We start from the raw sequence: 20172 nt of genomic DNA, 5'->3' as shown, positions 1-20172 counted from the left end.
AATATGATTCATCCTTACTTACTATGTTATGATGATAAAAAGATTTTTTCGAATAGTTAGATATTTGGTTATTACTACGGAAGGATGGATCCATGAAAAGATTGATGATGGCCACCCTTTTAGCCCTTTTAATCATCCAACCGACAGATCTTACGAAAGCTGAAACGAAAACAAGCTGCGAAGCAACTCAATTCAAGATTGTCATGAAGACTACTACGGATGTGAAGGAAAAGGCGTCGGCTGCGAGTAAAACATTAAAAACTTATAAAAAAAATAAAGAACTATCGGCAAGTGGGAGAACTGGAAACTGGTATAAGGTCTGTCATTCAAAAAAGACTGCATATATCAAGATGGCAGATGCAAAAGAGGTTTTCAGTTCAGGTGAAAAAGTCCTTCTGAAAAAATTCGATACGAGGAAAGGTGTTAATCAAGTTGTATCGGTGACAGGGAAATCCATGAGTGATACGAAGGTCGCGATCCAAACTTACGAGAAGAAACAAGGTGAATGGCGACGCGCATTAAAGAAGATGGAGGGCGTCATTGGGAAGAACGGCTTCACGAAGAGTAAAAAAGAGGGTGATGGAAAATCACCGGTTGGAATTTATTCATTTGGTACGGCCTTTGGAAGCAAAACGAAGCCGCCCGGAGTGAAAATGAATTATAGGAAAACTACCAAATATGACTACTGGATTGATGATCGGACATCCAAGGATTATAACAAGTGGATAACCTATAAAGGAAATCCTTCAAGTAAATGGAAGTCTTTCGAAAGGATGAATCATGAACTCTATAGGTATGGGGCGGTCATCAATTATAATACGAATCCCATCATAAAAGGAAAAGGAAGTGCAATCTTCCTTCATATATGGAGAGGGGAAACAAAGCCGACGGCAGGATGTACAGCCACTGCCGAAAAGAATGTCCTCAGCTTACTGAAATGGATGGATCCCGTGCAAAAGCCACATGTAGTAATGGGAACGAATGATTCATTAAAGAGTGTTGAGTAATAATCTTCAAAATGGTTTTCCCATAAAAATTTAGCTTTAGCCGTTCTTACTCGTTCAAGGGATGGGCAAAAAAAGTTCGTTCATCCATCTTTTCTAACTATTGATAATTATATGAATTAAACTTATAATGTCTACTATACAAATACAAATGTTTTCTACAGGTAAACAGTTTTTAAGGGGGAACCAAATATGAAAGCCATCTCGATCGGTTTATTGGGGTTAGGTACAGTTGGATCAGGAGTCGTACAAATCATTGAAAGTCATCAGGACAAGCTCATGCATCAAGTGGGCTGTTCCATATCCATTAAGAAGATACTAGTCAAGGACACGACTAAGGAGCGGCTTGTCGAGGTTGATAAAGATATGTTAACTGACAAACCTGAGGATATCCTTTCGAATCCCGAGATTGATGTTGTAATTGAAGTTATGGGTGGAATTGAAGAAACACGCGGTTATCTGATAGAAGCAATAAAAAATAAAAAGCATATCGTTACGGCCAATAAAGACCTAATGGCTCTATATGGACCGGAACTGTTGGAATTGGCCACCGAGAATCAATGTGATTTGTTCTATGAAGCAAGTGTTGCAGGGGGAATTCCGATTCTAAGAGGTCTTGTCGATGGATTATCTTCTGACCGCATCACGAAAATGATGGGAATCGTCAATGGGACGACAAACTTCATTTTAACGAAAATGAGCAAGGAAGGCAGAGCTTATGATGACGTATTGAAGGAAGCCCAGGAGCTGGGATTTGCTGAAGCGGATCCAACAGCAGATGTAGGGGGATTGGATGCAGCCCGCAAAATGGCGATACTATCCACACTCGGGTTCTCAATGAACATTGGCTTGAATGATGTGGAGGTACAGGGAATAACCGATATATCCGAAGAGGATTTGAGATATAGTAAAAAACTAGGATATACGATGAAATTGATTGGCGTCGCTTCCAGGGCAGGCGATAGGGTCGAAGTAAGTGTCCAGCCTGCACTTCTTCCGGAAGCACATCCGTTAGCTTCGGTAAATAATGAGTATAATGCGGTATACGTTTATGGGGAAGCTGTAGGGGAAACGATGTTTTACGGACCGGGAGCCGGAAGTCTTCCGACTGCGACTGCAGTCGTTTCGGATATGGTGACGGTCATCAAGAATATGAGGCTGGGCGTAAATGGCCGCAGTGCAGTTTCACCGCAGTACCCGAAACAATTAAAGGATGCCACTGAGATTTTCGCTAAGTTCTTCATTCGATTGCATGTTCAGGATGAAGTTGGCGTTTTAGCCAGAATCACGAATTTATTTGCCGAGCATGGGGTAGGATTCGATAAAATCCTTCAATTGCCGCTGGATGAAAAGGAATCTTCCGAAATCGTATTAGTTACGCATACAGCCACTTTGGCAGCATTTGAGCAAATTATACAGAAATTAAATGATTACAATATGGTAAGAGAAGTGAAAAGCACATATAGAGTTGAAGGAGAGGACATCAAATGAGCTGGCAAGGACTTATAAGCACATATAAAGATTTTTTACCTGTCAATGAAAATACACCCGCACTATCCCTGTTGGAGGGGAATACACCTTTAATCAGACTGAATCGATTATCCGAAGAGTGGGGCATCGACTTACATGTAAAATATGAAGGAGCTAATCCAACTGGGTCGTTTAAAGATCGCGGAATGGTCATGGCTGTCGCAAAAGCGATCGAAGCGGGTAGCGACACGATCATCTGTGCTTCTACTGGGAACACATCGGCAGCCGCAGCGGCTTATGCCGCCCGTGCCAACCTGCGCTGTATCGTTGTCATTCCAGAAGGTAAAATTGCCATGGGTAAGCTTGCACAAGCCGTTATGTACGGAGCAGAAATAATCTCTATCGAAGGGAACTTCGACCAGGCTTTAAAAATCGTCCGTTCACTTAGTGAGAGCTCACCGATCACCCTTGTGAATTCTGTCAACCCATACCGGATCGAAGGGCAGAAGACGGCGGCTTTCGAAATTTGTGATGCTCTAGGCTCTGCACCGGATATTTTGGCGCTTCCAGTCGGGAATGCAGGTAATATCACTGCTTACTGGAAAGGGTTTAAAGAATATAATGACTCGAAACAAACGGGCCTACCTGAAATGAGAGGGTTCGAAGCGGAGGGTGCGGCTGCAATTGTCAGGGATACTATCATTGAAAATCCCGAAACGATTGCAACAGCCATCCGGATTGGGAATCCTGCCAGTTGGAACTTTGCTGTCGAAGCGGCAAAAGAATCCCAAGGTAAAATTGATGAGGTGACAGACGAAGAAATTCTGGAAGCCTATCATTTCCTCGCTAAAAAAGAAGGGGTATTTGCAGAGCCAGCCTCATGTGCTTCCATTGCAGGAATCTATAAACAATTAAAAAGCGGTGAAATCAAAAAAGGAAGCAAGATTGTTGCGGTGCTGACTGGAAATGGATTGAAAGATCCGAATGTGGCAGTCGATACTAGCACGATTCAACCGACATTGTTGCCAATGGACGAAGAGGTCATATTAGAACATCTGCAGGGTGTGAAACAGGCATGAGTGCAGATTCCGAGATGTTCTTGATCCGTGTACCGGCGAGTACGGCCAACTTAGGACCAGGATTCGATTCCATCGGCTTGGCGCTAGGACTTTACTTGGAAATACACGGATCTTCATCAGATCATTGGGAAGTCGTTCCACTATCAGAGGAAATGTCTGTTTTTCCAAGAGATGATCGTAATTTTATCGTTAAAGTTGCCAAGGAAACGGCGGCTTATTATGGAAAGGAACTATCCCCATGCCGGCTTTTCGTCTCTAGTGAAATTCCACTGGCACGGGGTCTTGGAAGCAGTGCCTCCGCCATTGTAGCGGGGATTGAATTAGCGAACATCGTTGGTGAACTCCATTTATCCGTTGATGAAAAGAATAGGCATGCTTCCCTCTTTGAAGGGCATCCGGATAATGCAGGGGCATCTGTTTATGGTGGATTGGTAGTGGGCCTGCATACAGAGGAGAGAACGGATGTCGTGTCGTTTCCGATCGAGGGAGTTAAGGTGATTGCTGTCATTCCCAATTTTGAATTGCTTACTGAGGATTCAAGAAATGTTCTTCCTAATTCACTTTCCTATAAAGATGCGATAAGCGGAAGTGCAGCCGCAAATGTTTTGCTTGCAGGAGTCTTATCGAAAGATTGGAAGCTTGTTGGTGAAATGATGCAAAGCGATCGATTCCATCAACCTTTTAGAGCGGGGTTAGTTCCTCATTTAGCACTTATAGAAGAGGTCGTCCTTCAAAAAGGTGGATTTGGTGCAGCCCTAAGCGGAGCAGGCCCCACTGTTTTATGCTTGGCATCCGCAGAAAAATGCGAAAGTGTGCTCACTGGATTGAAGGAAAAATTTCCGGAATATCTTGTGAAAGAATTGGAAATAGATAATGTTGGCAGTTATACGGCAATCCTTTCAGAACAGGAAAAAAAGGAATTGAAATTTTTGAAATCGTGAGCCGCATTTCATTTACTGTCCATATAAAAAAGCTGACTCGCGTCAAGCCGTATCAATTCATTTGATAGGGCAAAAGCCGAGTCAGCTTTATTTTTTATTACAGTCCAGGAAGAGTTCCGGCCTGCATGAAAAAAGGTTGAACGTGTATAGATGAAGTGATCCTTCATCCATACGCTGCATGTTATTTAAAGGGCTATTAGAAAACTTGTTCTACTTCCACTACACCAGGAACTTCTTCAAGAAGGGCACGCTCAATCCCAGCTTTTAGCGTAATGGTCGAACTAGGACAGCTTCCGCAGGCTCCTAGTAATCGTAATTTTACAATTCCATCTTCTACGTCAACTAGTTCACAGTCACCGCCATCACGAAGAAGAAACGGACGAAGTTTATCTAGGACTTCTTGAACTTGAACTTCCATTGTTTGTTCAGACATTGCAATCGACTCCTTTCCTATTCATATTATAAAGCGAAGGTAGTAAAAAATCCAACTGTAACTTTGCGGAAATATAATCTATATTATTCTGGTATGATGGAAACAGGTGAGAAGTTTTTAAACATTATTCAAAATGAAGCAGATATACTAAAATGAAGGAGGAAGAGTATGGTAATGAAAGAAATTGAGATAGAAGTGTATGGAGCGGAGCAAATTTGCGCGAGTTGTGTAAATCTCCCATCTTCAAAAGATACCTGTGAGTGGCTTGAAGCCGCTTTAACGAGAAAGTTTCCTGAGCAGAAATTCAAAATATCCTATATAGATATGTATAATCCCCCAGAAACGCTGAAGCAAAAGAACTTTGCCGCGAAGATGATCGAAGAAGATTTATTTTATCCACTGGTCCTCATCGAAGGTGAGATCATTGCAGAAGGAAATGTGCGTCTCAAAAAAGTGGTGGAAACGATGGGAAAATACGGATATACGATGCAAGTGTGATATATAATGGAAGAAATAAGAAAAACTGACCCATGAATGAGCTGCATACAGCTCATTGGGCCAGTTTATGAAATGTAGCATGGATGGGTTGGAATCAACCGTTATGGTATTTATACATCCAGAGAATGCCTGATTTCATCAGGCGTGCCACTCTACCGGTGATTGGGCGATTTGCAACAAGACCAAAACCTTGTTTCTTCCCAAGGGAACCTAATGTTCCTTTTAATTTCATTGTAGGGAAGCTTTCCGGAAGTGGTTCATTTGCCCATTTCTTCACAAGGACTTGGACGATTTGTTCAGCTTGGGACTCCGCCAATTGAGCACTAGGTGCATGAGGCAGGCTCGCACAGTCGCCGACCACAAAGATGCTGTCATTATTAGGAAGGAAATGCTGAGGAGTCAGAACGGCTCTTCCTTGACGATCTTTTTCAATATCCATATCGCGGATGATTTTGCTTGGCTGAATTCCCGCTGTCCAGACGATGACGTCACTTTGAACGGCTTCGTCACCATTATAAAGAAGGTTTGGCTCAACTTTGGTTATATTTGAATGATGGATGATTTCGATTGTATGTTTATCGAACCAAGATTCGACAAAGGTACTTAATCTTTCTGGGAAAGCAGATAGTATATGCGGTCCACGGTCAAATAGCTTAACGTTCAAATCTGAACGGCTTTCAATTAATTCACTTGCTAGCTCAACACCACTAAGTCCGCCACCAACGATAGAAACGGTTGCACCTGCACCCAAATTATTCAAAGCTGAATATGTGCTACGTGATTTATCGATTGTTTGGATACTATAGGTATGTGTGTCTGCTCCAGGAATATTGTGGTATTTATCTTCACAGCCAAGGCCAATGACTAAATCATCATAAACGACAGGATCTTGGTTTTCTATAATGACCTGTTTATTTTCCATATCGATGGAAAGTACTTCTCCGTATACGTTCTTCAAGCGAGGATGTTCAGGAAATGCAACACGGATGTGCTGATCAGGAATGGTACCTGCTGCTAAAGCATAATATTCCGTTTTTAAGCAGTGATAAGGATTACGGTCGATAAGCGTGATGCTCACATTTTCAGGCAGCTGATTAGGCAGCAATCTTTGCAACATGCGCATACCACCATACCCACCACCAAGTATGACTAAATTCTTCATATGATTTTCCCCTTTATTTGATCTCTTGAAAAATTTGAAAAATGCTTCACTTGTGAAAACAAGTATCCAACTATAGGATTCCCCCAAATGAACCCTTTTAAAGTTTAATTAAATATATATACCCCAATTAGTAGTAAGAATAAAAAATTAGATAATTTTCTTTTTTTACGTACCCCGACAAAAGTATAACGAATATAAAAGGAAATCACAACCGATATCTTGAAATCAGCTTACTTTTTATGCGTAAATATTGACTGTAACTGGGAAAAGTAATAAGATGATTTGTTAGTAACTGTGAGGTGAAACAATGTACCCGATTATTGAATTTTGCGTAAGCAATCTAGCCAGCGGTGCTCAAGAGGCTCTGGAAAGATTGGAGAGGGATCCAAATTTAGATATCATAGAATATGGTTGTTTGGGATATTGCGGCAAATGCTCCAGTAACTTATATGCACTAGTAAACGGTGAAGTGGTTTCCGGCGACACAACGGATGAATTGGTAGATAAAATATATAAGTTCATTGATGAATTTGAAATGTAATCATCAACGGCGAATAAAAAGGCTGCTCCTCTTGGGACAGCCTTGTCATTCCCTGTCCTTTTTGAAATGTCTCCAGCGAGTTAGAGGATTCTGGCTTCAGATGCCTGAGTACGCTGAAGTCCAAGTCCCCTTTAAATAGGATGCTTCATATTCCTTAAGTGTGAATCTCAAGAATCCTCCTTCTTGTTCCTTTGTTTGGTTGATTCTATATAGCCAGGTAATCCGTAAATGGGTAAAATAAGTGCGGGAATATGAGTTTTTTCAAGCTGGAAAATTGAGCGTGGGAAATTCTTTGGTATATACTATAAAGAGAAATAGTTCTATCTCACATATCTTAAGAAGGAGGGGTTTATTGTGAGTGAAGTTGTTCAAATAACAGAAGCTGCTGCTTTTCAGATAAAAGAAATGATGAAACAAAATGGTGAAGAGGGTTCCTTTTTAAGAGTAGCCGTTAAAGGCGGGGGCTGCAGTGGATTATCCTACGGAATGGGTTTTGAAGAAGAGCCCGGAGAAAAAGATAGCCAGCTGGAACAGTTTGAAATAAAGATCCTTGTTGATAACGGGGATGCCGATATATTAAATGGAACGGTAATTGATTATAAACAAACGATGATGGGCGGAGGCTTTACGATCGAAAACCCAAATGCCATCGCTTCATGCGGTTGCGGGTCTTCCTTCAAAACGGCAAAAAACGCCGGTACGCCAGAGAACTGCTAACAAACTGGTTCATTTATAAAGGGGGGCACTTTAACAAGTGCCCCCCATTTTCATGCTTATTTCCTATTTTAAATATTGTTAAGGGCTTCCTTGATTGGAAAGGTACCGCTGAAAATCTCGAATGTCTTATTGAACGTATTTTCCGCTGTGACTGATTGTGCAAGAACGGAGGCGACATCTGCTCTTGGAATGGATTTGTTGGCATGGTCCACTTTTTCTTCAGCAAAGATTTTTCCGACAGCTTGTTCATTTGTCAATGCAACCGGCCGGACAATCGTGTATGTCAGCCCGCTTGCTTTTAAATGTTCATCGGCATCATGTTTTGCTTCAAGATAATGGCGCATTCCTTCTTGGGCTTGTTCCGGATCATCAGTACCTACAGAGCTTAACATGATAAAACGTTCGATCCCTTTCTTTTTGGCGGCATCAACTAGTTTAATCGCCCCATTCTTATCCACAGCCGTCGTTTTATCCGGTCCCGTTTTTGGTCCAGATCCGGCTGCGAAAATGATGGCTTCCATGTTATCCACTGCTTTATCCACATTTCCCTCTAAATCTGCAAGAATTGGATGCCCACCGAGTTCTTTTATCGTTTGAGCCTGTTCCTCTTTCCGGATCATTCCGAATACATTCATTTGTGGATTTTTTGATAATTCCCCAATGATCTGCTTTCCGGTCGTTCCATTGGCTCCAGCAACTAAAATATTCATATATGTGCATTCTCCTTTCAAGTCTTCTCCTACTCTCTACCCTTAGAATAACAAGGTTAAGCACTGTGGATAACTAATGAAAAACAGTTATCCACAATCATGGAATTGGGGACAAAAAAACCCGGCTACGAAAGCCGGGTTTTTTTGCGTAATTTTAAAACATGGAAGAACTGTGCATTGGCTGGACTTTTGCTTTTGGGTCAATATATTGCTTGGCGTGATTGACGGCAGTGGGTGCCTCACCAAAACCACTTGCAATCAATTTGACCTTGCCATCATATGTTGCGATATCACCCGCTGCATAAATTCCTGGGATATTCGTTTCCATTCTGGAATTCACCAAAATACTGTTCTTCTGGATATCAAGTCCCCATTCCTTGATGGGACCAAGGGAGGAAACGAAGCCGTAGTTGACGATGACTGCATCTACCTCCATCGTCTCTGTATCTTCACTGTTTGTATCCTTGATGACAACTGTATTGATCCGGCCGTCTGTACCAATCAATTCTGAAGGTATGTAAGGAGTCTTTATTTCAACTTTTGAATGTTTAAGGTTTTCTACACTATGTTCGTGGGCACGGAATTTATCTCTTCTATGAATGATGCTCACTTTCTCGGCGATCGGTTCCAGCATAAGTGCCCAGTCCACTGCTGAATCCCCACCTCCGAATACCACCACTTTTTTGCCAGCAAAATGATTGAGGTCGTCGATGAAATAATGAAGGTTGCTGCTTTCATATTTTTTTGCATCATCAATTTCGATGCGGCGGGGTTGGAAAGCCCCATTTCCAGCTGTGATGATAATGGTTTTGGAGTAATGGATTTCTTTATCCGTCGTTAACTTGAAAACTCCGTCGGCTTGCTTTTCCACTTCTTGAACGGCTTGCTCCAAGACAACATCTTGTTCAAACTTTGCCATTTGTTCTTTCAAATTATTCACTAGCTCCTGAGCACGCACTTTTGGGAAACCTGCGATATCATAGATGAATTTCTCAGGATAAAGGGCCGACAATTGTCCGCCTAATTGTGGCAAGCTCTCGATGATTTTTACGGATGCCTGTCTCATACCGCCATAAAATGCAGTAAATAATCCAACCGGGCCTCCGCCAATGATGGTAATATCATAAACTTTTTCATTAACTTCCAACGTTATCCCTCCGATATACTAGGTTTGCTGAAATTTATTCTTTTATTTTAACATAGATGATCTTTTAAAAAGCGGAGAAAGATTAGAAAAGTGAGAAAGTTTTGACTATATATGAGCAGTCACATGATGAATACTGTTCACCCTCTTTTATAAGTGGGTAAAAATACTCTTTACCATGATTGAACATATAGAAAAAATATGGTCAGTAACCGGGTGAAAAGTAACGTTTTTTAGCTTTATTTTAACGCTAAAAAGTTCAGTTTGTTACTTGAAAAAGGTATGGAAAAAGACTAATATTTACTTAGACATCATTTGGTAAAATTTTTATGAATTTTTTATTACAATTACGAATTGTTACGTGAAATACGTCACAAATGTATAAGAGTGCTTTTTATAATGGAAATTAATAAGATACACAATAGATTTTAGTTATGGAAAGCATCACAAGAAAATATCGTAAAGGTGGACGAATACTTTTGAAAAAGCCAACTATCGTTGTTTTAGGAGCAGGTTATGGTGGATTGATGACCGTTACTCGCTTACAGAAGGCATTAGGTCAAAATGAAGCAGAAATCGTATTAGTTAACAAAAATGATTACCACTATGAAACAACATGGCTGCATGAAGCATCTGCTGGAACGCTTCATCATGATCGTGTGCGCTATCCAATCAAAAGTGTCATTAACGGCAGCAAAGTTAAATTCATCCAAGATTCTGTTTTGGAAGTGAAAACAGAAGACAAAAAAGTCATCCTTGAAAACGGCGAAATTTCTTATGATTACCTAGTGATTGGACTTGGACCGGAATCGGAAACATTCGGGATCCAAGGGCTAAAAGAATATGCTTTCTCCATCTCCAATGTGAACACTGCACGTAAAATCCGTGACCATATCCAATTGCAATTTGCTACGTACAGTTCTGAAGTCGAGAAGAATGAAGACCGATTGACGATCGTCGTTGGCGGAGCAGGATTTACGGGTATCGAGTTCCTTGGCGAATTAGCTAATCGTGTTCCTGAACTTTGTAAAGAATATGACATCGATTTCCAAAAGGTTCGTATGTACTGTGTGGAGGCAGCACCAGCCGTCCTTCCTGGCTTCGATCCGGAATTGGTGGATTATGCAGTTTCTTACCTTGAGAAAAAAGGTGTGGAATTCAAAATCGGTACACCGATCAAGGGGGCAACTCCTGAAGGTATCATCGTGGCAAAAGGCGAAGATGAAGTGGAAGAAATCAAGGCGGGAACCGTTGTATGGGCAGCTGGCGTACGTGGTAACTCCGTGATTGAGGCTTCTGGTTTTGAAGCTATGCGTGGACGTATCAAAGTGAACCTTGACATGCGTGCACCGGGTCATGACGATATTTTCATCGTAGGGGATTGCGCTTTGATCATCAACGAAGAAATTAATCGTCCATATCCACCAACTGCACAAATCGCCATGCAACAAGGTGAGGTCATTGCGAAGAACCTGACTAAATTGGTTCGTAACGAAAGCGACCTTGAAACGTTCACTTTCGAAAACAAAGGAACGGTATGTTCACTTGGTGAAGACAATGCGATCGGTGTTGTATTCGGCAAGAAAGTTACAGGTAAGACGGCATCATTCATGAAGAAAATGGTCGATAACAGAGCATTGTTAATGATTGGCGGAGCTTCCCTGGTTGCTAAAAAAGGTAAATTCAACGTCCTTTAATTTTTTAAATCATAAATAATGGCCATTTGGGGATTCCCTGAATGGCTTTTTCTTGGGTTCTCTCGATGAGTGTGCCATGAAAGCGGGGAGTATGCACCTTTCGTATGTGGAATATAATGGGGATAAGGATGACAGCTTTAAAATCATCGTATGTTCTTATGCGGTTTGGAGTTTATACTGCTTATAATGAATGTAGGGGAAGTGGGTTTTGGTGGAACGATGCAAAAATGTTTGGCTGGCAGTGTCCGGCCTTGTGATATCTGATAAAGGTGAGTGGCTTGTCGTGAACAAAAGGTATGGCGGATTAAAAGGGCAGTGGTCGCTTCCGGCTGGTTTTGTCAAAAATGATGAAACCGTTGATGAAGCTGTCGTAAGGGAAGTGTTGGAGGAGACGGGTATTCATACAGAAATCGAAGGTATTGTAGGAGTGAGAAGTGGAGTCATCAAAGGGGATATAAGTGATAATATGTTAGTATTTTTACTTAAACCGCTCAGTTTTGAGGTCACCGCTCAATTGGATGAATTATATGAAGCTAAATTTCATGACCCTGAATTACTCGTGCAGGAGGGGAAGCAATCTTTACTATTGGAACAGCTTTTAGCGTTTAAAAAGGAAAGAATGCAGACGATGCTTGACGGGTTGAATCCTGGAGATCAATTTGGCTATACATCCTATAAATTATTCATGTGATTTGGGTAATTATCTTTTCTTCGGTATTATTTGGTATAAGTCGTTGACGTAGCAATTATTTTTTCAGTAAACTAAAGGTGTCGCTTTTAAGGAGGGTCAAGAATAACATGCCATTGCCTGTTTTAATTATCTCAATACTCTTATTTTTCATACTGTTTTTCGGAATTGGCTTTTTGCTGAATATGCTCTTTCGTTCTTCGTGGATCATGGTCATCTTATTTCCAATCGTCTTCATCATCATTGTCAATGAAACAAAGCTAATAGAATATTTCAGAAATCCGGGAATATCTTTTTCACATCTTGGAACGAACCTAACATCCTTACATATGGCAGATATCATGATTTTATCGAGTGGGCTTCTTGGCGCGATTTTAGCTGGTGTGGTCATTAGGGTTTTAAGGAATAAAGGATATCAAATGTTTTGAATTGGGAAGGGCCTTCATTAATGGAGGTCCTTTTTTGTAAGAAAAAATGGTTGTTTTCATTCTTTATGAATACTTTCACTCGGGAAAGGGAACAAATATCCTTGTGAGAGGAGTGGAACTATTACATATGAAGATTGTAAAGGCATTATTTTTGAGGGTTGCTATTATCATATTATTTATCTTGGCCATCGAATCAACCTTAAATCATGTTTTTGGAGCTGAGTCTGACAATCATCTCTTTGAAGAGGCGATGAGACAAAATCGAATGCTTGGTCTCGAATACAAAGCCATCCATAGTGGTGGCCAAGTGGCAACGCTAGTGGCATCCGCATCCATGAGCAATGGTCCAACTACGATAGCGGAGGCAATCGAGCTCTCTAAATACCCGAAGCACGAAGTTTTGGCTACAGGATATACAGCAGGGTATGAATCAACCGGAAAGTTCCCGGAGAGCCCATCTTATGGAATCACTTATTCAGGGGTGAAGGTGAAAAGGGATCTGTTTTCCACCATTGCAGCTGATCTTGCCGTATTTCCTCTCGGAACCATCCTTTGGATTCCGGGCTATGGATATGGGGTTGTAGCGGACAAGGGTGGCGCGATCAAAGGCAATCACTTGGATCTATACTACGAAACGGTACAAGACGTGTACGAGAAATGGGGAAAGAAAACCCTTGAAGTATATGTTGTGCAAAAAGGGAACGGCGAATTATCTGAAGAACAGTTAAAAAAGCTGAACGAAACCAGGATCAGGCAGGTTTTCAAGCCTAAAATCGCTGAAAAAACATTGAACGATAATGTATCATCCTTTGCTTTTTAATGAAATGATGGATAAAGTCCAGCGAAGGTCAAAAGGCTGCCCCGAGATTGTGGCAGCCTTTTTGATATTACGTTCATTTGAAATCCCTTAGCCCAAGCCGTTGTATGCTTCAGGGTGAAGAGTCTTTGCCAATTTTGAAAGACCATCCAGTAAACGGGGGGAAGGCCGACAGAATAAGGGTTCTTCCATGATGTGGATATTGTTATCCCGGACTGCCTTCATATCGGTCCACCCTTTTCGTTTCTTGACCAGCTCTGGATTCACTTTTCGTAAAGGTACGCCGACCCAAGCTAAGCAAATATGGTCGGGATCCTTTTTCCGGACCTCTTCGGAAGTGACTTGAATGCTTGCCATGTCCACATCTTCGAAAAGATTATATCCTCCCGCAAGAAGGCTGATCTCGGTTAACCAGTTAACTCCCCCAGGGCTGAATAAGGGATTTGGCCACCATTCCCAATATAGGGACGGCTTCGTTTCGATTTTATCGGCGACGTTTTTATATTGAAGGATGGCCTCACGGAATTTAGCAGCCTGTTCTGCTGCTTTATCATTAAGATCCGTGGCTTCGCCCAGGATCAGCAAATCTTTTGCTATATCTTCAATTGATTGCGGATTGAAGATGATATGAGGGAGGTTCCGTTCTTTTAATCCTTCAATATTTTTTTCCATACCCGGTACACTCAGGGAAGCGAGCACCAAATCGGGTTTCAGTGATTCTACATGATCGATATCAATCGATAAATCGGGCCCCACCTTAGGAAGGTGCTGTATGGTTTCGGGCCAATCGGAATAGTCATCGATAGCAATCAGCTGATCTTCAATTCCAAGATATGTGCAGAGTTCCGTATTGCTGGGGCAAAGAGAGATTATTTTCAAATTGACCACCTACCCTTGAAAGATGAAAAAGTGAAGTGCCAGTGCAATGAAAACTCCGGTCAAGGCTCCGAAAAATACCTCGATTGGCTTATGGCCCAACAGTTCCTTTAATTGTTGCTGTTTCTGCTTTTCTGCTTTTTTCTGCCAGTTTTTTGCTTGCTCGACAAATGTATTGAAGTCCGTGACGAGCTGGTTCAAGACGGCTGCCTGTTCTCCTGCCTGCCGTCTCACTCCTGTCGCATCGAACATCGTGATGATGGCAAAGATCGCGGCAACGGCAAATACAGGAGAATCCATTCCGGTTTCAATCCCTACTGCTACTGTTAGAGCTGACACGGCCGCAGAGTGGGAGCTGGGCATACCGCCTGTGGAGTTAAGAAGTGACCAGTTAACCTTACGAAAAGCTATGAAGTGGATGGGCACTTTAATGAATTGAGCAAAGAAAATGGCAATCAATGCTGCAATTAAAGGGAAGTTGAGAAATAATTCCAAGAGTATCAGCCTTCTTTCTAGTTATGAGTAACGATGAAATCCATATATGGGTAAATAAGAAATCCTGCTCGGTACAAGGCCCTTATTATTATTAGTTCAATTCGGTCCTGTCGATTCCCTGCTGGTTATAAGTATAAATATGATCTTTCTTATACTATTACTCTAAAGTCACCCATTCTAAACAATATCCCTTGTTATTATTATTTTAAGGGGCCTTATTCGAAAATTTTTGAAAATTTCGTTATAATGAAGGTAATCGAATGAAGGAGGTAGCAGAATGTTTACAGTTAAAGATTCCTTGAATATAGATTTGATTGATGAATGCCTGATTCTAGGCATATTTGACAAACCCGTAAAATTCACAGGCATAGGGAAAGAAGCCGATGAACGATTGGACGGTCAGTTAACCGAGTTAGTTAAAGCGGGAGAAATCTCTTCCAAGAAAAAATCAGTAGTTAAAATACATACATTAGGTAAATTAGGCGTAAAGAGATTGATTTTTGTAGGGTTGGGCAAGGAAAAGGAGCTTTCCTTTGAAACGCTGCGCGAAGCGTTGGGGAAAGCCCGTAAAACGATTAAAGAATCCAAGCTTACGACGCTTTCGATTGCTTTGGATACATTCACGACTGAAAACCTGGATGCATTGGATGTAGCCCATGCTTGTTCAGAGGCCTTTGAACTTGCTTCCTATAAATTTGACGGATACAAGCAAAAATCGAACCAGGTCGAAATAAGCATTGAATCGATTACGGTTTACAGTGAATCGGATAATGAAGAGGTCGGGGCCGCACTTCATGTAGGGAGAATCTTCGGAAGGGCGACGAATTCAGCAAGAACATTGGTTAACACACCAGGCAATTTGTTGACTTCCACGGATATGGCGGAATATTCATCTGCCTTGGGTGAACGATATGGCTTTGAAGTGGAGATCCTGGAGAAGGAAGATATGCTCAAGTTGGGTATGGGCGCCCTCCTTGCTGTCAATCAAGGTTCGGTCGAGCCTCCGAAAATGATCGTCCTGAAGTATCAAGGTAAAGATGAATGGAAGGATGTTATCGGGTTGGTCGGTAAAGGCATCACATTCGATACAGGTGGATACTCATTGAAAACGAAGGCCGGAATCGTTGGAATGAAGACAGATATGGGCGGTGCAGCAGCTGTTTTAGGTGCAATGGAAATTATCGGGGAATTAGGACCGGATCAAAATGTCGTGGCTGTCATTCCGTCCACTGATAACATGATCAGCGGTGATGCATTCAAGCCAGATGATGTGATCACTGCCATGAGCGGCAAGACGATAGAGGTATTGAATACGGATGCGGAAGGCCGGCTTGTTTTGGCGGATGCCATGACTTACGCTAAACATCATGGTGCTGACTATCTTATTGACGTTGCTACTCTAACGGGTGGTGTCATAACGGCGTTGGGCATGGATATGACGGGTGCGATGACCAATGACACGGAATTCTATGAACAAGTGGTCAAAGCCTCAGAGGAGGCCGGGGAGCCCATTTGGAGATTGCCGATTACCGAGAAGGATAAAGAGCGGGTACGCAATAGTAAAATAGCCGATTTGAATAATTCACCTGGAGGGGCAGGGCATGCGATCATGGGTGGGGCATTCATAGGCGAATTTGCCGAAGACACTCCATGGGTCCATCTGGATATTGCCGGAACATCCACAACCTCGAGCAGCTCCGAATTGTGCACGGCGGGGGCTACCGGTGTCATGGCACGAACGCTTGCACTATTGGTTGAAACCTTTGAAACGAAAACGAGATGAACCAAAAATATCCGAAGCCGAAAAAAGGCTTCGGTTTTTTTACCAAAAAGGTGTTGGACGTTATACATCCCTCCATTTCAAGCTGACGATGATATGACAATTTTCTTCCTCTGCTTTAGGATAGAAATCAAAACGGATCCCATCGGGGTTATACGTGATATCTGGTTCGTTCTTAATTCCTATCTTTCGGATCATATCGATCACGACACTCATTTTTGATGCTTGGGCAGCAGTCATCAGCCGGCTTGAAAAAGGCTTGGATGTGGCTAAAGTATCCATGACTTTTTTTACATCAAGCATTAAAGATTGTGATGTCTTTGCCGATTTAACTAGCAGATCTGGATTGGTTGCCGAGTAGGGACGGAATGTTCCTCCCCGCTCCCGATTCATATCCATTGCCCCGGCGTGAGGTGGAAATAGGATGGGGTCATACAAAAAATAAGGGAAATCCTCCAAAAGGTTTCCTTCCTTTCCTTAAGTCTGTCTATAGACACGTTTTCGTTATACGTTAAAATATGTATAAAGGCCAGCCGATATGATAGCGGTTTGTGAATGACTTTCTTTTGCAAAAAAACTTCTTGAAAATTATGATCAAAGACACACTATTATTTGTAAACTGCTTCATTGACAGGTATAGTGTATAGTAATATACTTACTTACCTAAAGTAAGGAGAAGGCACACTATAAATTATAAAATAGGTGATGTTAACATGAAAATAACCCAGCAAACAAAAGACCTTTTAATAGATAAAATGAAAATCCTCAAAACCCCGGGAAAGGCGGATATTTGCCTTGTGGGGCCAGTGAACCTGCCTGTCGAACAAGGCGATTTCTCAACGGTTTTCCAATGGTATACGTGGCTCCAGCTTGATGGCATGGATAATGACAAGGAAGCGGTGCTTGAATCGCTTTCGGAAGCTAACCTTGCTTTTGGACAGCAATCCTCCGTATTGGTGTATGGAGATTTTGAAAAGTCGGGGGATGCACTCGTCCGGATGCATAGCATCTGTCACACAGGTGATATCTTCGGCAGTAAACGCTGCGATTGCGGCTACCAGCTCCACCAATCGATGAAGATGATAGCCGAGCATGGGTGCGGGGCCATTTTTTACCTTGCGGACCATGAAGGAAGAGGGATCGGCCTGTTTTCCAAATCTCTTGCATATTTGCTTCAGGAGGAAGGGTATGACACGGTAGAGGCGAATCAGGCATTAGGATTCGAAGACGATACGCGATCTTACGAGGGAGCCATTCGAGTGTTGAGGGAACTGCGTGAGGAGCCGGTTACTTTAATTACGAATAACCCCAAAAAGTTGGATGCCCTTATGAAGCATGGACTTGCGGCAAAGGACCATATCCCGCTTTGGGGCGGTTTGACGGAAGATAATAGCTTCTATCTGGATACAAAGGTTAAGAAGTCAGGACATATTCCCCACAAGAAGCCAACTTTGATTGTATAAGGAGAGCCATAGTATGAATGATGATCAATATTACATGAAGCTGGCATTGGATTTGGCGGCCAGTGCTAAAGGAAAGACGAATCCAAATCCAGTGGTCGGTGCAGTCATAGTTAAGGACGGTGTGATAGCCGGTACAGGAATCCACCGTAAAGCGGGTGAGCCGCATGCTGAGGTCCATGCTTTCAAAATGGCGGGTGAGTATGCAGAAGGTGCAACGCTATACGTGACTCTTGAGCCGTGTTCCCATTATGGAAAGACACCTCCTTGTGCAAATTTAGTGAAAGAATCAGGTGTCCGGCGGGTTGTGGTGGCTACACAAGATCCCAATCCGGAAGTTGCAGGAAGAGGGATATCCATCATTAGGAATGCGGGCATTGAAGTGGAAGTTGGCGTCCTGGAGAAGGAAGCGCAAAGACTGAATGAGCGTTTCATTCACAATATGTTGACGAGCCGTCCATTTGTCATTTCGAAGTATGCGATGACACTTGACGGAAAACTTGCAACCCACACAGGCCATTCAAAATGGATAACAGGAGAAGAATCCCGTCATTCCGTTCATTTGCTGCGTGATGAGGTGGATGCCATTCTCGTTGGTATCGGGACTGTTTTGACCGATGATCCATCACTGACGACAAGACTTCCGGAGGGCGGAGGGAAAAATCCGATCCGAATCATTCTAGACAGTGAATTACGTGTTCCGATGGAAGCCAATGTTGTCCAGGTATCAGATGCGAAAACCATGATCGTAACGCATAATCAAGCACCTGCGGAAAAAATGGCGGCTTTACGTGAAAAAGGAGTCGAATTCATTCTCGTCCCCAAAAACGATACGGGCCTGAATTTAAGGACCTTGATGGAAGAGCTGTATAAAAAGGGGATTACGGATGTCTTGCTGGAAGGTGGAAGTGAAGTGAATGCCTCTTTCCTAAGGGCGGGGCTCATCGATAAATACTTGATTTATATAGCTCCTAAACTATTGGGCGGGAGAAACTCACTAACACCGTATACTGGAATGAATGTAGATACTATGGATGAAGCGATGGATGTTGCCTTCTCTGGCGTGGACACGTTTGGTGAAGACATACGCATCACGGCTTATCCTAAATTAAAATAGACAACAGGTGAAGAGGCATGTTGGTTAAATCAGATGTATGCATAGTCGGATCAGGACCAGGAGGAGCGCTGCTAGCTTACCTATTGGCCAAGCAGGACATTTCAGTCGTCCTGCTTGAGAGGCATTCTGAAGTTGCCAGGGAGTTCCGGGGCGAGTTCCTGAACGATGAAGGAGAGGCCATTCTTAAAAAGCACGGTTTATTCGAGGAAGTGGAAAGGCTTGGCTTGCTTAGGATGGAACAAATTGAATATTGGAATGACGGCCAACTATTTAAAAGGTTTTTCCCGGAATTTCCTATAGACCATGTTGGGATACATGTCCCTCAAAATCATCTGCTTACAGCTATATTGAATGAAGCTGAAAAGCTGGATTCTTTTCGATTGATGATGAATACGAGGGTTACGGACCTGATTCAGAATGAAATGGGCCGGTTTACGGGTGTCAAGGCTCGAAAGGGCGGAAATGACCTGGAAGTGCAAAGTTCATTGATAATCGGAGCGGATGGCAGATTTTCCATGGTTCGAAAAAAAGCCGGGATACCAGTCGTGATTAAAAATCATGGCTATGATTTACTGTGGGCAAAAATTCCTGCTCCAGAGGGATGGAAGCCATCGATCAAGATGGCATTGGTCAATGGCTCCCAGGTTGCCCTCTTCACTCAGGCTGGAGGTTTCATCCAAATTGGCTGGAATATAGAACATGGTTCATTTCCCCATTTGCGAAAACAGCCATTTGATCCATTCATTGAAGATTTACTTTTTGCATTTCCTGAATTAAAAAAGGTCGTGTGTGAAAATATCAGCTCTTGGCATGACTTCATTTTATTGGATGTTTACAGCAGCTACTGTGAAACGTGGACAAAGGATGGTGTTGCATTATTAGGTGATGCAGCCCATACGATGACACCTACAGGTGCATTCGGACTCAATTGTGCCATGAAAGATGCCGATATATTAGCCGAGCTTATTCAACGATGCATCATGCAGGGGGATATTGGATTCCTTGGATTAAAAATGGCTGAACCGGAAAGAAAAGCCGAAATTGAAAGATTACAGGCCATTCAGGTGGACAAGGAAATTTCCTTCGCATCACAGTTTGCCGCCGCTTATGTTTGA

The 20172-nt window shown here is 42.4% G+C and carries 22 protein-coding genes; 15 read left to right on the top strand and 7 right to left on the bottom strand.

Annotated elements, in window-relative coordinates; translation table 11 throughout:
* The first annotated feature begins 92 nt into the window (after positions 1-92).
* The 4 genes from ACDZ29_RS08295 to thrB all read left to right on the top strand — a co-directional run bounded on the left by ACDZ29_RS08295 (position 93) and on the right by thrB (position 4494).
* Positions 93-1007, top strand: coding sequence for a L,D-transpeptidase (locus ACDZ29_RS08295; protein ID WP_375090643.1), 915 nt, complete (start codon positions 93-95; stop codon positions 1005-1007).
* Between the two features lie 189 nt (positions 1008-1196).
* On the top strand, positions 1197-2495 hold the full coding sequence (locus tag ACDZ29_RS08290; protein ID WP_289314507.1) for a homoserine dehydrogenase: 1299 nt from the start codon (positions 1197-1199) through the stop codon (positions 2493-2495).
* Positions 2492-3553 carry a threonine synthase gene (gene thrC, locus ACDZ29_RS08285; protein ID WP_289326846.1) on the top strand — a complete coding sequence of 354 codons (1062 nt, stop codon included), beginning with the start codon at positions 2492-2494 and terminating at the stop codon, positions 3551-3553. The genes ACDZ29_RS08290 and thrC overlap by 4 nt, the downstream gene beginning before the upstream one ends.
* Entirely contained in the window at positions 3550-4494 is a 945-nt protein-coding gene (gene thrB / locus ACDZ29_RS08280; protein WP_375090642.1) for a homoserine kinase, read from the top strand. Before thrC ends, thrB begins: the two co-directional genes overlap by 4 nt.
* A gap of 196 nt (positions 4495-4690) precedes the next feature.
* Here thrB and ACDZ29_RS08275 read toward each other — a convergent pair whose 3' ends face one another.
* Positions 4691-4927 carry a NifU family protein gene (locus ACDZ29_RS08275; RefSeq protein ID WP_034310199.1) on the bottom strand — a complete coding sequence of 79 codons (237 nt, stop codon included), beginning with the start codon at positions 4925-4927 and terminating at the stop codon, positions 4691-4693.
* 168 nt (positions 4928-5095) lie between these two features.
* On the opposite strand from ACDZ29_RS08275, the gene ACDZ29_RS08270 reads away from it, so the two are divergent.
* Positions 5096-5425, top strand: coding sequence for a YuzD family protein (locus ACDZ29_RS08270; RefSeq protein ID WP_230159891.1), 330 nt, complete (start codon positions 5096-5098; stop codon positions 5423-5425).
* Positions 5426-5519: 94 nt separating this feature from the next.
* On the opposite strand, the gene ACDZ29_RS08265 is transcribed toward ACDZ29_RS08270, so the two are convergent.
* Complete coding sequence (locus tag ACDZ29_RS08265; RefSeq protein WP_289314511.1) at positions 5520-6587, bottom strand: NAD(P)/FAD-dependent oxidoreductase; 1068 nt, start codon at positions 6585-6587, stop codon at positions 5520-5522.
* Between the two features lie 307 nt (positions 6588-6894).
* Between ACDZ29_RS08265 and ACDZ29_RS08260 the strand changes: the two genes are divergently transcribed.
* Positions 6895-7128, top strand: a complete 234-nt coding sequence (locus ACDZ29_RS08260; protein WP_289314512.1) for a YuzB family protein — start codon at positions 6895-6897, stop codon at positions 7126-7128.
* A 354-nt stretch (positions 7129-7482) separates the two neighbouring features.
* Entirely contained in the window at positions 7483-7845 is a 363-nt protein-coding gene (locus tag ACDZ29_RS08255) for an iron-sulfur cluster assembly accessory protein (RefSeq protein ID WP_241580756.1), read from the top strand.
* Positions 7846-7913: 68 nt separating this feature from the next.
* Here the strand turns inward: ACDZ29_RS08255 and ACDZ29_RS08250 are convergent, their stop codons facing one another.
* Complete coding sequence (locus ACDZ29_RS08250; protein ID WP_375090641.1) at positions 7914-8555, bottom strand: SDR family oxidoreductase; 642 nt, start codon at positions 8553-8555, stop codon at positions 7914-7916.
* A 154-nt stretch (positions 8556-8709) separates the two neighbouring features.
* Positions 8710-9702, bottom strand: coding sequence for an NAD(P)/FAD-dependent oxidoreductase (locus ACDZ29_RS08245; protein ID WP_375090640.1), 993 nt, complete (start codon positions 9700-9702; stop codon positions 8710-8712).
* Positions 9703-10178: 476 nt separating this feature from the next.
* Here ACDZ29_RS08245 and ACDZ29_RS08240 point away from each other — a divergent pair, with 476 nt between their 5' ends.
* The 4 genes from ACDZ29_RS08240 (at position 10179) to ACDZ29_RS08225 (ending at position 13332) form a co-directional block, all read left to right on the top strand.
* On the top strand, positions 10179-11396 hold the full coding sequence (locus ACDZ29_RS08240) for an NAD(P)/FAD-dependent oxidoreductase (protein ID WP_289326841.1): 1218 nt from the start codon (positions 10179-10181) through the stop codon (positions 11394-11396).
* 208 nt (positions 11397-11604) lie between these two features.
* Positions 11605-12087 (top strand): NUDIX domain-containing protein, encoded by a 483-nt coding sequence (locus tag ACDZ29_RS08235; RefSeq protein WP_370016722.1) that lies wholly within the window; start codon positions 11605-11607, stop codon positions 12085-12087.
* Positions 12088-12194: 107 nt separating this feature from the next.
* Complete coding sequence (locus ACDZ29_RS08230) at positions 12195-12512, top strand: YuiB family protein (RefSeq protein ID WP_289326839.1); 318 nt, start codon at positions 12195-12197, stop codon at positions 12510-12512.
* A gap of 127 nt (positions 12513-12639) precedes the next feature.
* The gene (locus ACDZ29_RS08225; RefSeq protein ID WP_375090639.1) at positions 12640-13332 is read left to right on the top strand and encodes a 3D domain-containing protein; all 693 of its coding nucleotides are present in this window, start codon (positions 12640-12642) and stop codon (positions 13330-13332) included.
* Positions 13333-13419: 87 nt separating this feature from the next.
* On the opposite strand, the gene ACDZ29_RS08220 is transcribed toward ACDZ29_RS08225, so the two are convergent.
* Both ACDZ29_RS08220 and ACDZ29_RS08215 read right to left on the bottom strand, forming a co-directional pair.
* A complete protein-coding gene (locus tag ACDZ29_RS08220) occupies positions 13420-14208 on the bottom strand; it encodes a cobalamin-binding protein (RefSeq protein WP_375090638.1) in 789 nt (262 codons plus the stop codon).
* Between the two features lie 9 nt (positions 14209-14217).
* A complete protein-coding gene (locus ACDZ29_RS08215) occupies positions 14218-14700 on the bottom strand; it encodes a divergent PAP2 family protein (RefSeq protein ID WP_289314519.1) in 483 nt (160 codons plus the stop codon).
* 277 nt (positions 14701-14977) lie between these two features.
* Between ACDZ29_RS08215 and ACDZ29_RS08210 the strand changes: the two genes are divergently transcribed.
* Entirely contained in the window at positions 14978-16483 is a 1506-nt protein-coding gene (locus tag ACDZ29_RS08210; protein WP_375090637.1) for a leucyl aminopeptidase, read from the top strand.
* 60 nt (positions 16484-16543) lie between these two features.
* Here ACDZ29_RS08210 and ACDZ29_RS08205 read toward each other — a convergent pair whose 3' ends face one another.
* Positions 16544-16918: a hypothetical protein gene (locus ACDZ29_RS08205; protein ID WP_375090636.1), complete on the bottom strand. Its 375-nt coding sequence runs from the start codon at positions 16916-16918 to the stop codon at positions 16544-16546.
* Between the two features lie 275 nt (positions 16919-17193).
* Between ACDZ29_RS08205 and ACDZ29_RS08200 the strand changes: the two genes are divergently transcribed.
* Genes ACDZ29_RS08200 through ACDZ29_RS08190 form a run of 3 tightly spaced genes read left to right on the top strand, consistent with a single transcriptional unit; the run spans position 17194 to position 20172 of the window.
* Positions 17194-17943 carry a GTP cyclohydrolase II gene (locus tag ACDZ29_RS08200; RefSeq protein ID WP_289326834.1) on the top strand — a complete coding sequence of 250 codons (750 nt, stop codon included), beginning with the start codon at positions 17194-17196 and terminating at the stop codon, positions 17941-17943.
* Positions 17944-17956: 13 nt separating this feature from the next.
* Positions 17957-19057, top strand: a complete 1101-nt coding sequence (gene ribD / locus ACDZ29_RS08195; protein ID WP_375090635.1) for a bifunctional diaminohydroxyphosphoribosylaminopyrimidine deaminase/5-amino-6-(5-phosphoribosylamino)uracil reductase RibD — start codon at positions 17957-17959, stop codon at positions 19055-19057.
* A gap of 17 nt (positions 19058-19074) precedes the next feature.
* Positions 19075-20172, top strand: coding sequence for an FAD-dependent monooxygenase (locus ACDZ29_RS08190; RefSeq protein WP_375090634.1), 1098 nt, complete (start codon positions 19075-19077; stop codon positions 20170-20172).

The sequence above is a fragment of the Peribacillus sp. RS7 genome (assembly GCF_041956845.1).
Lineage (GTDB): Bacteria > Bacillota > Bacilli > Bacillales > DSM-1321 > Peribacillus.
The sequence above is the reverse complement of the archived record's forward strand: the minus strand, read 5'-3'. Positions and strand labels throughout refer to the sequence as shown.

What these genes read in the sequence shown, in the direction of transcription:
- ACDZ29_RS08295 (WP_375090643.1), top strand. Translation starts at nt 93, where the DNA reads ATGAAAAGATTGATGATGGCCACCCTTTTAGCCCTTTTAATCATCCAA.
- ACDZ29_RS08290 (WP_289314507.1), top strand. Translation starts at nt 1,197, where the DNA reads ATGAAAGCCATCTCGATCGGTTTATTGGGGTTAGGTACAGTTGGATCA.
- thrC (WP_289326846.1), top strand. Translation starts at nt 2,492, where the DNA reads ATGAGCTGGCAAGGACTTATAAGCACATATAAAGATTTTTTACCTGTC.
- thrB (WP_375090642.1), top strand. Translation starts at nt 3,550, where the DNA reads ATGAGTGCAGATTCCGAGATGTTCTTGATCCGTGTACCGGCGAGTACG.
- ACDZ29_RS08275 (WP_034310199.1), bottom strand. Translation starts at nt 4,927, where the DNA reads ATGTCTGAACAAACAATGGAAGTTCAAGTTCAAGAAGTCCTAGATAAA.
- ACDZ29_RS08270 (WP_230159891.1), top strand. Translation starts at nt 5,096, where the DNA reads ATGGTAATGAAAGAAATTGAGATAGAAGTGTATGGAGCGGAGCAAATT.
- ACDZ29_RS08265 (WP_289314511.1), bottom strand. Translation starts at nt 6,587, where the DNA reads ATGAAGAATTTAGTCATACTTGGTGGTGGGTATGGTGGTATGCGCATG.
- ACDZ29_RS08260 (WP_289314512.1), top strand. Translation starts at nt 6,895, where the DNA reads ATGTACCCGATTATTGAATTTTGCGTAAGCAATCTAGCCAGCGGTGCT.
- ACDZ29_RS08250 (WP_375090641.1), bottom strand. Translation starts at nt 8,555, where the DNA reads ATGAATATTTTAGTTGCTGGAGCCAATGGAACGACCGGAAAGCAGATC.
- ACDZ29_RS08230 (WP_289326839.1), top strand. Translation starts at nt 12,195, where the DNA reads ATGCCATTGCCTGTTTTAATTATCTCAATACTCTTATTTTTCATACTG.
- ACDZ29_RS08225 (WP_375090639.1), top strand. Translation starts at nt 12,640, where the DNA reads ATGAAGATTGTAAAGGCATTATTTTTGAGGGTTGCTATTATCATATTA.
- ACDZ29_RS08210 (WP_375090637.1), top strand. Translation starts at nt 14,978, where the DNA reads ATGTTTACAGTTAAAGATTCCTTGAATATAGATTTGATTGATGAATGC.
- ACDZ29_RS08200 (WP_289326834.1), top strand. Translation starts at nt 17,194, where the DNA reads ATGAAAATAACCCAGCAAACAAAAGACCTTTTAATAGATAAAATGAAA.
- ribD (WP_375090635.1), top strand. Translation starts at nt 17,957, where the DNA reads ATGAATGATGATCAATATTACATGAAGCTGGCATTGGATTTGGCGGCC.
- ACDZ29_RS08190 (WP_375090634.1), top strand. Translation starts at nt 19,075, where the DNA reads ATGTTGGTTAAATCAGATGTATGCATAGTCGGATCAGGACCAGGAGGA.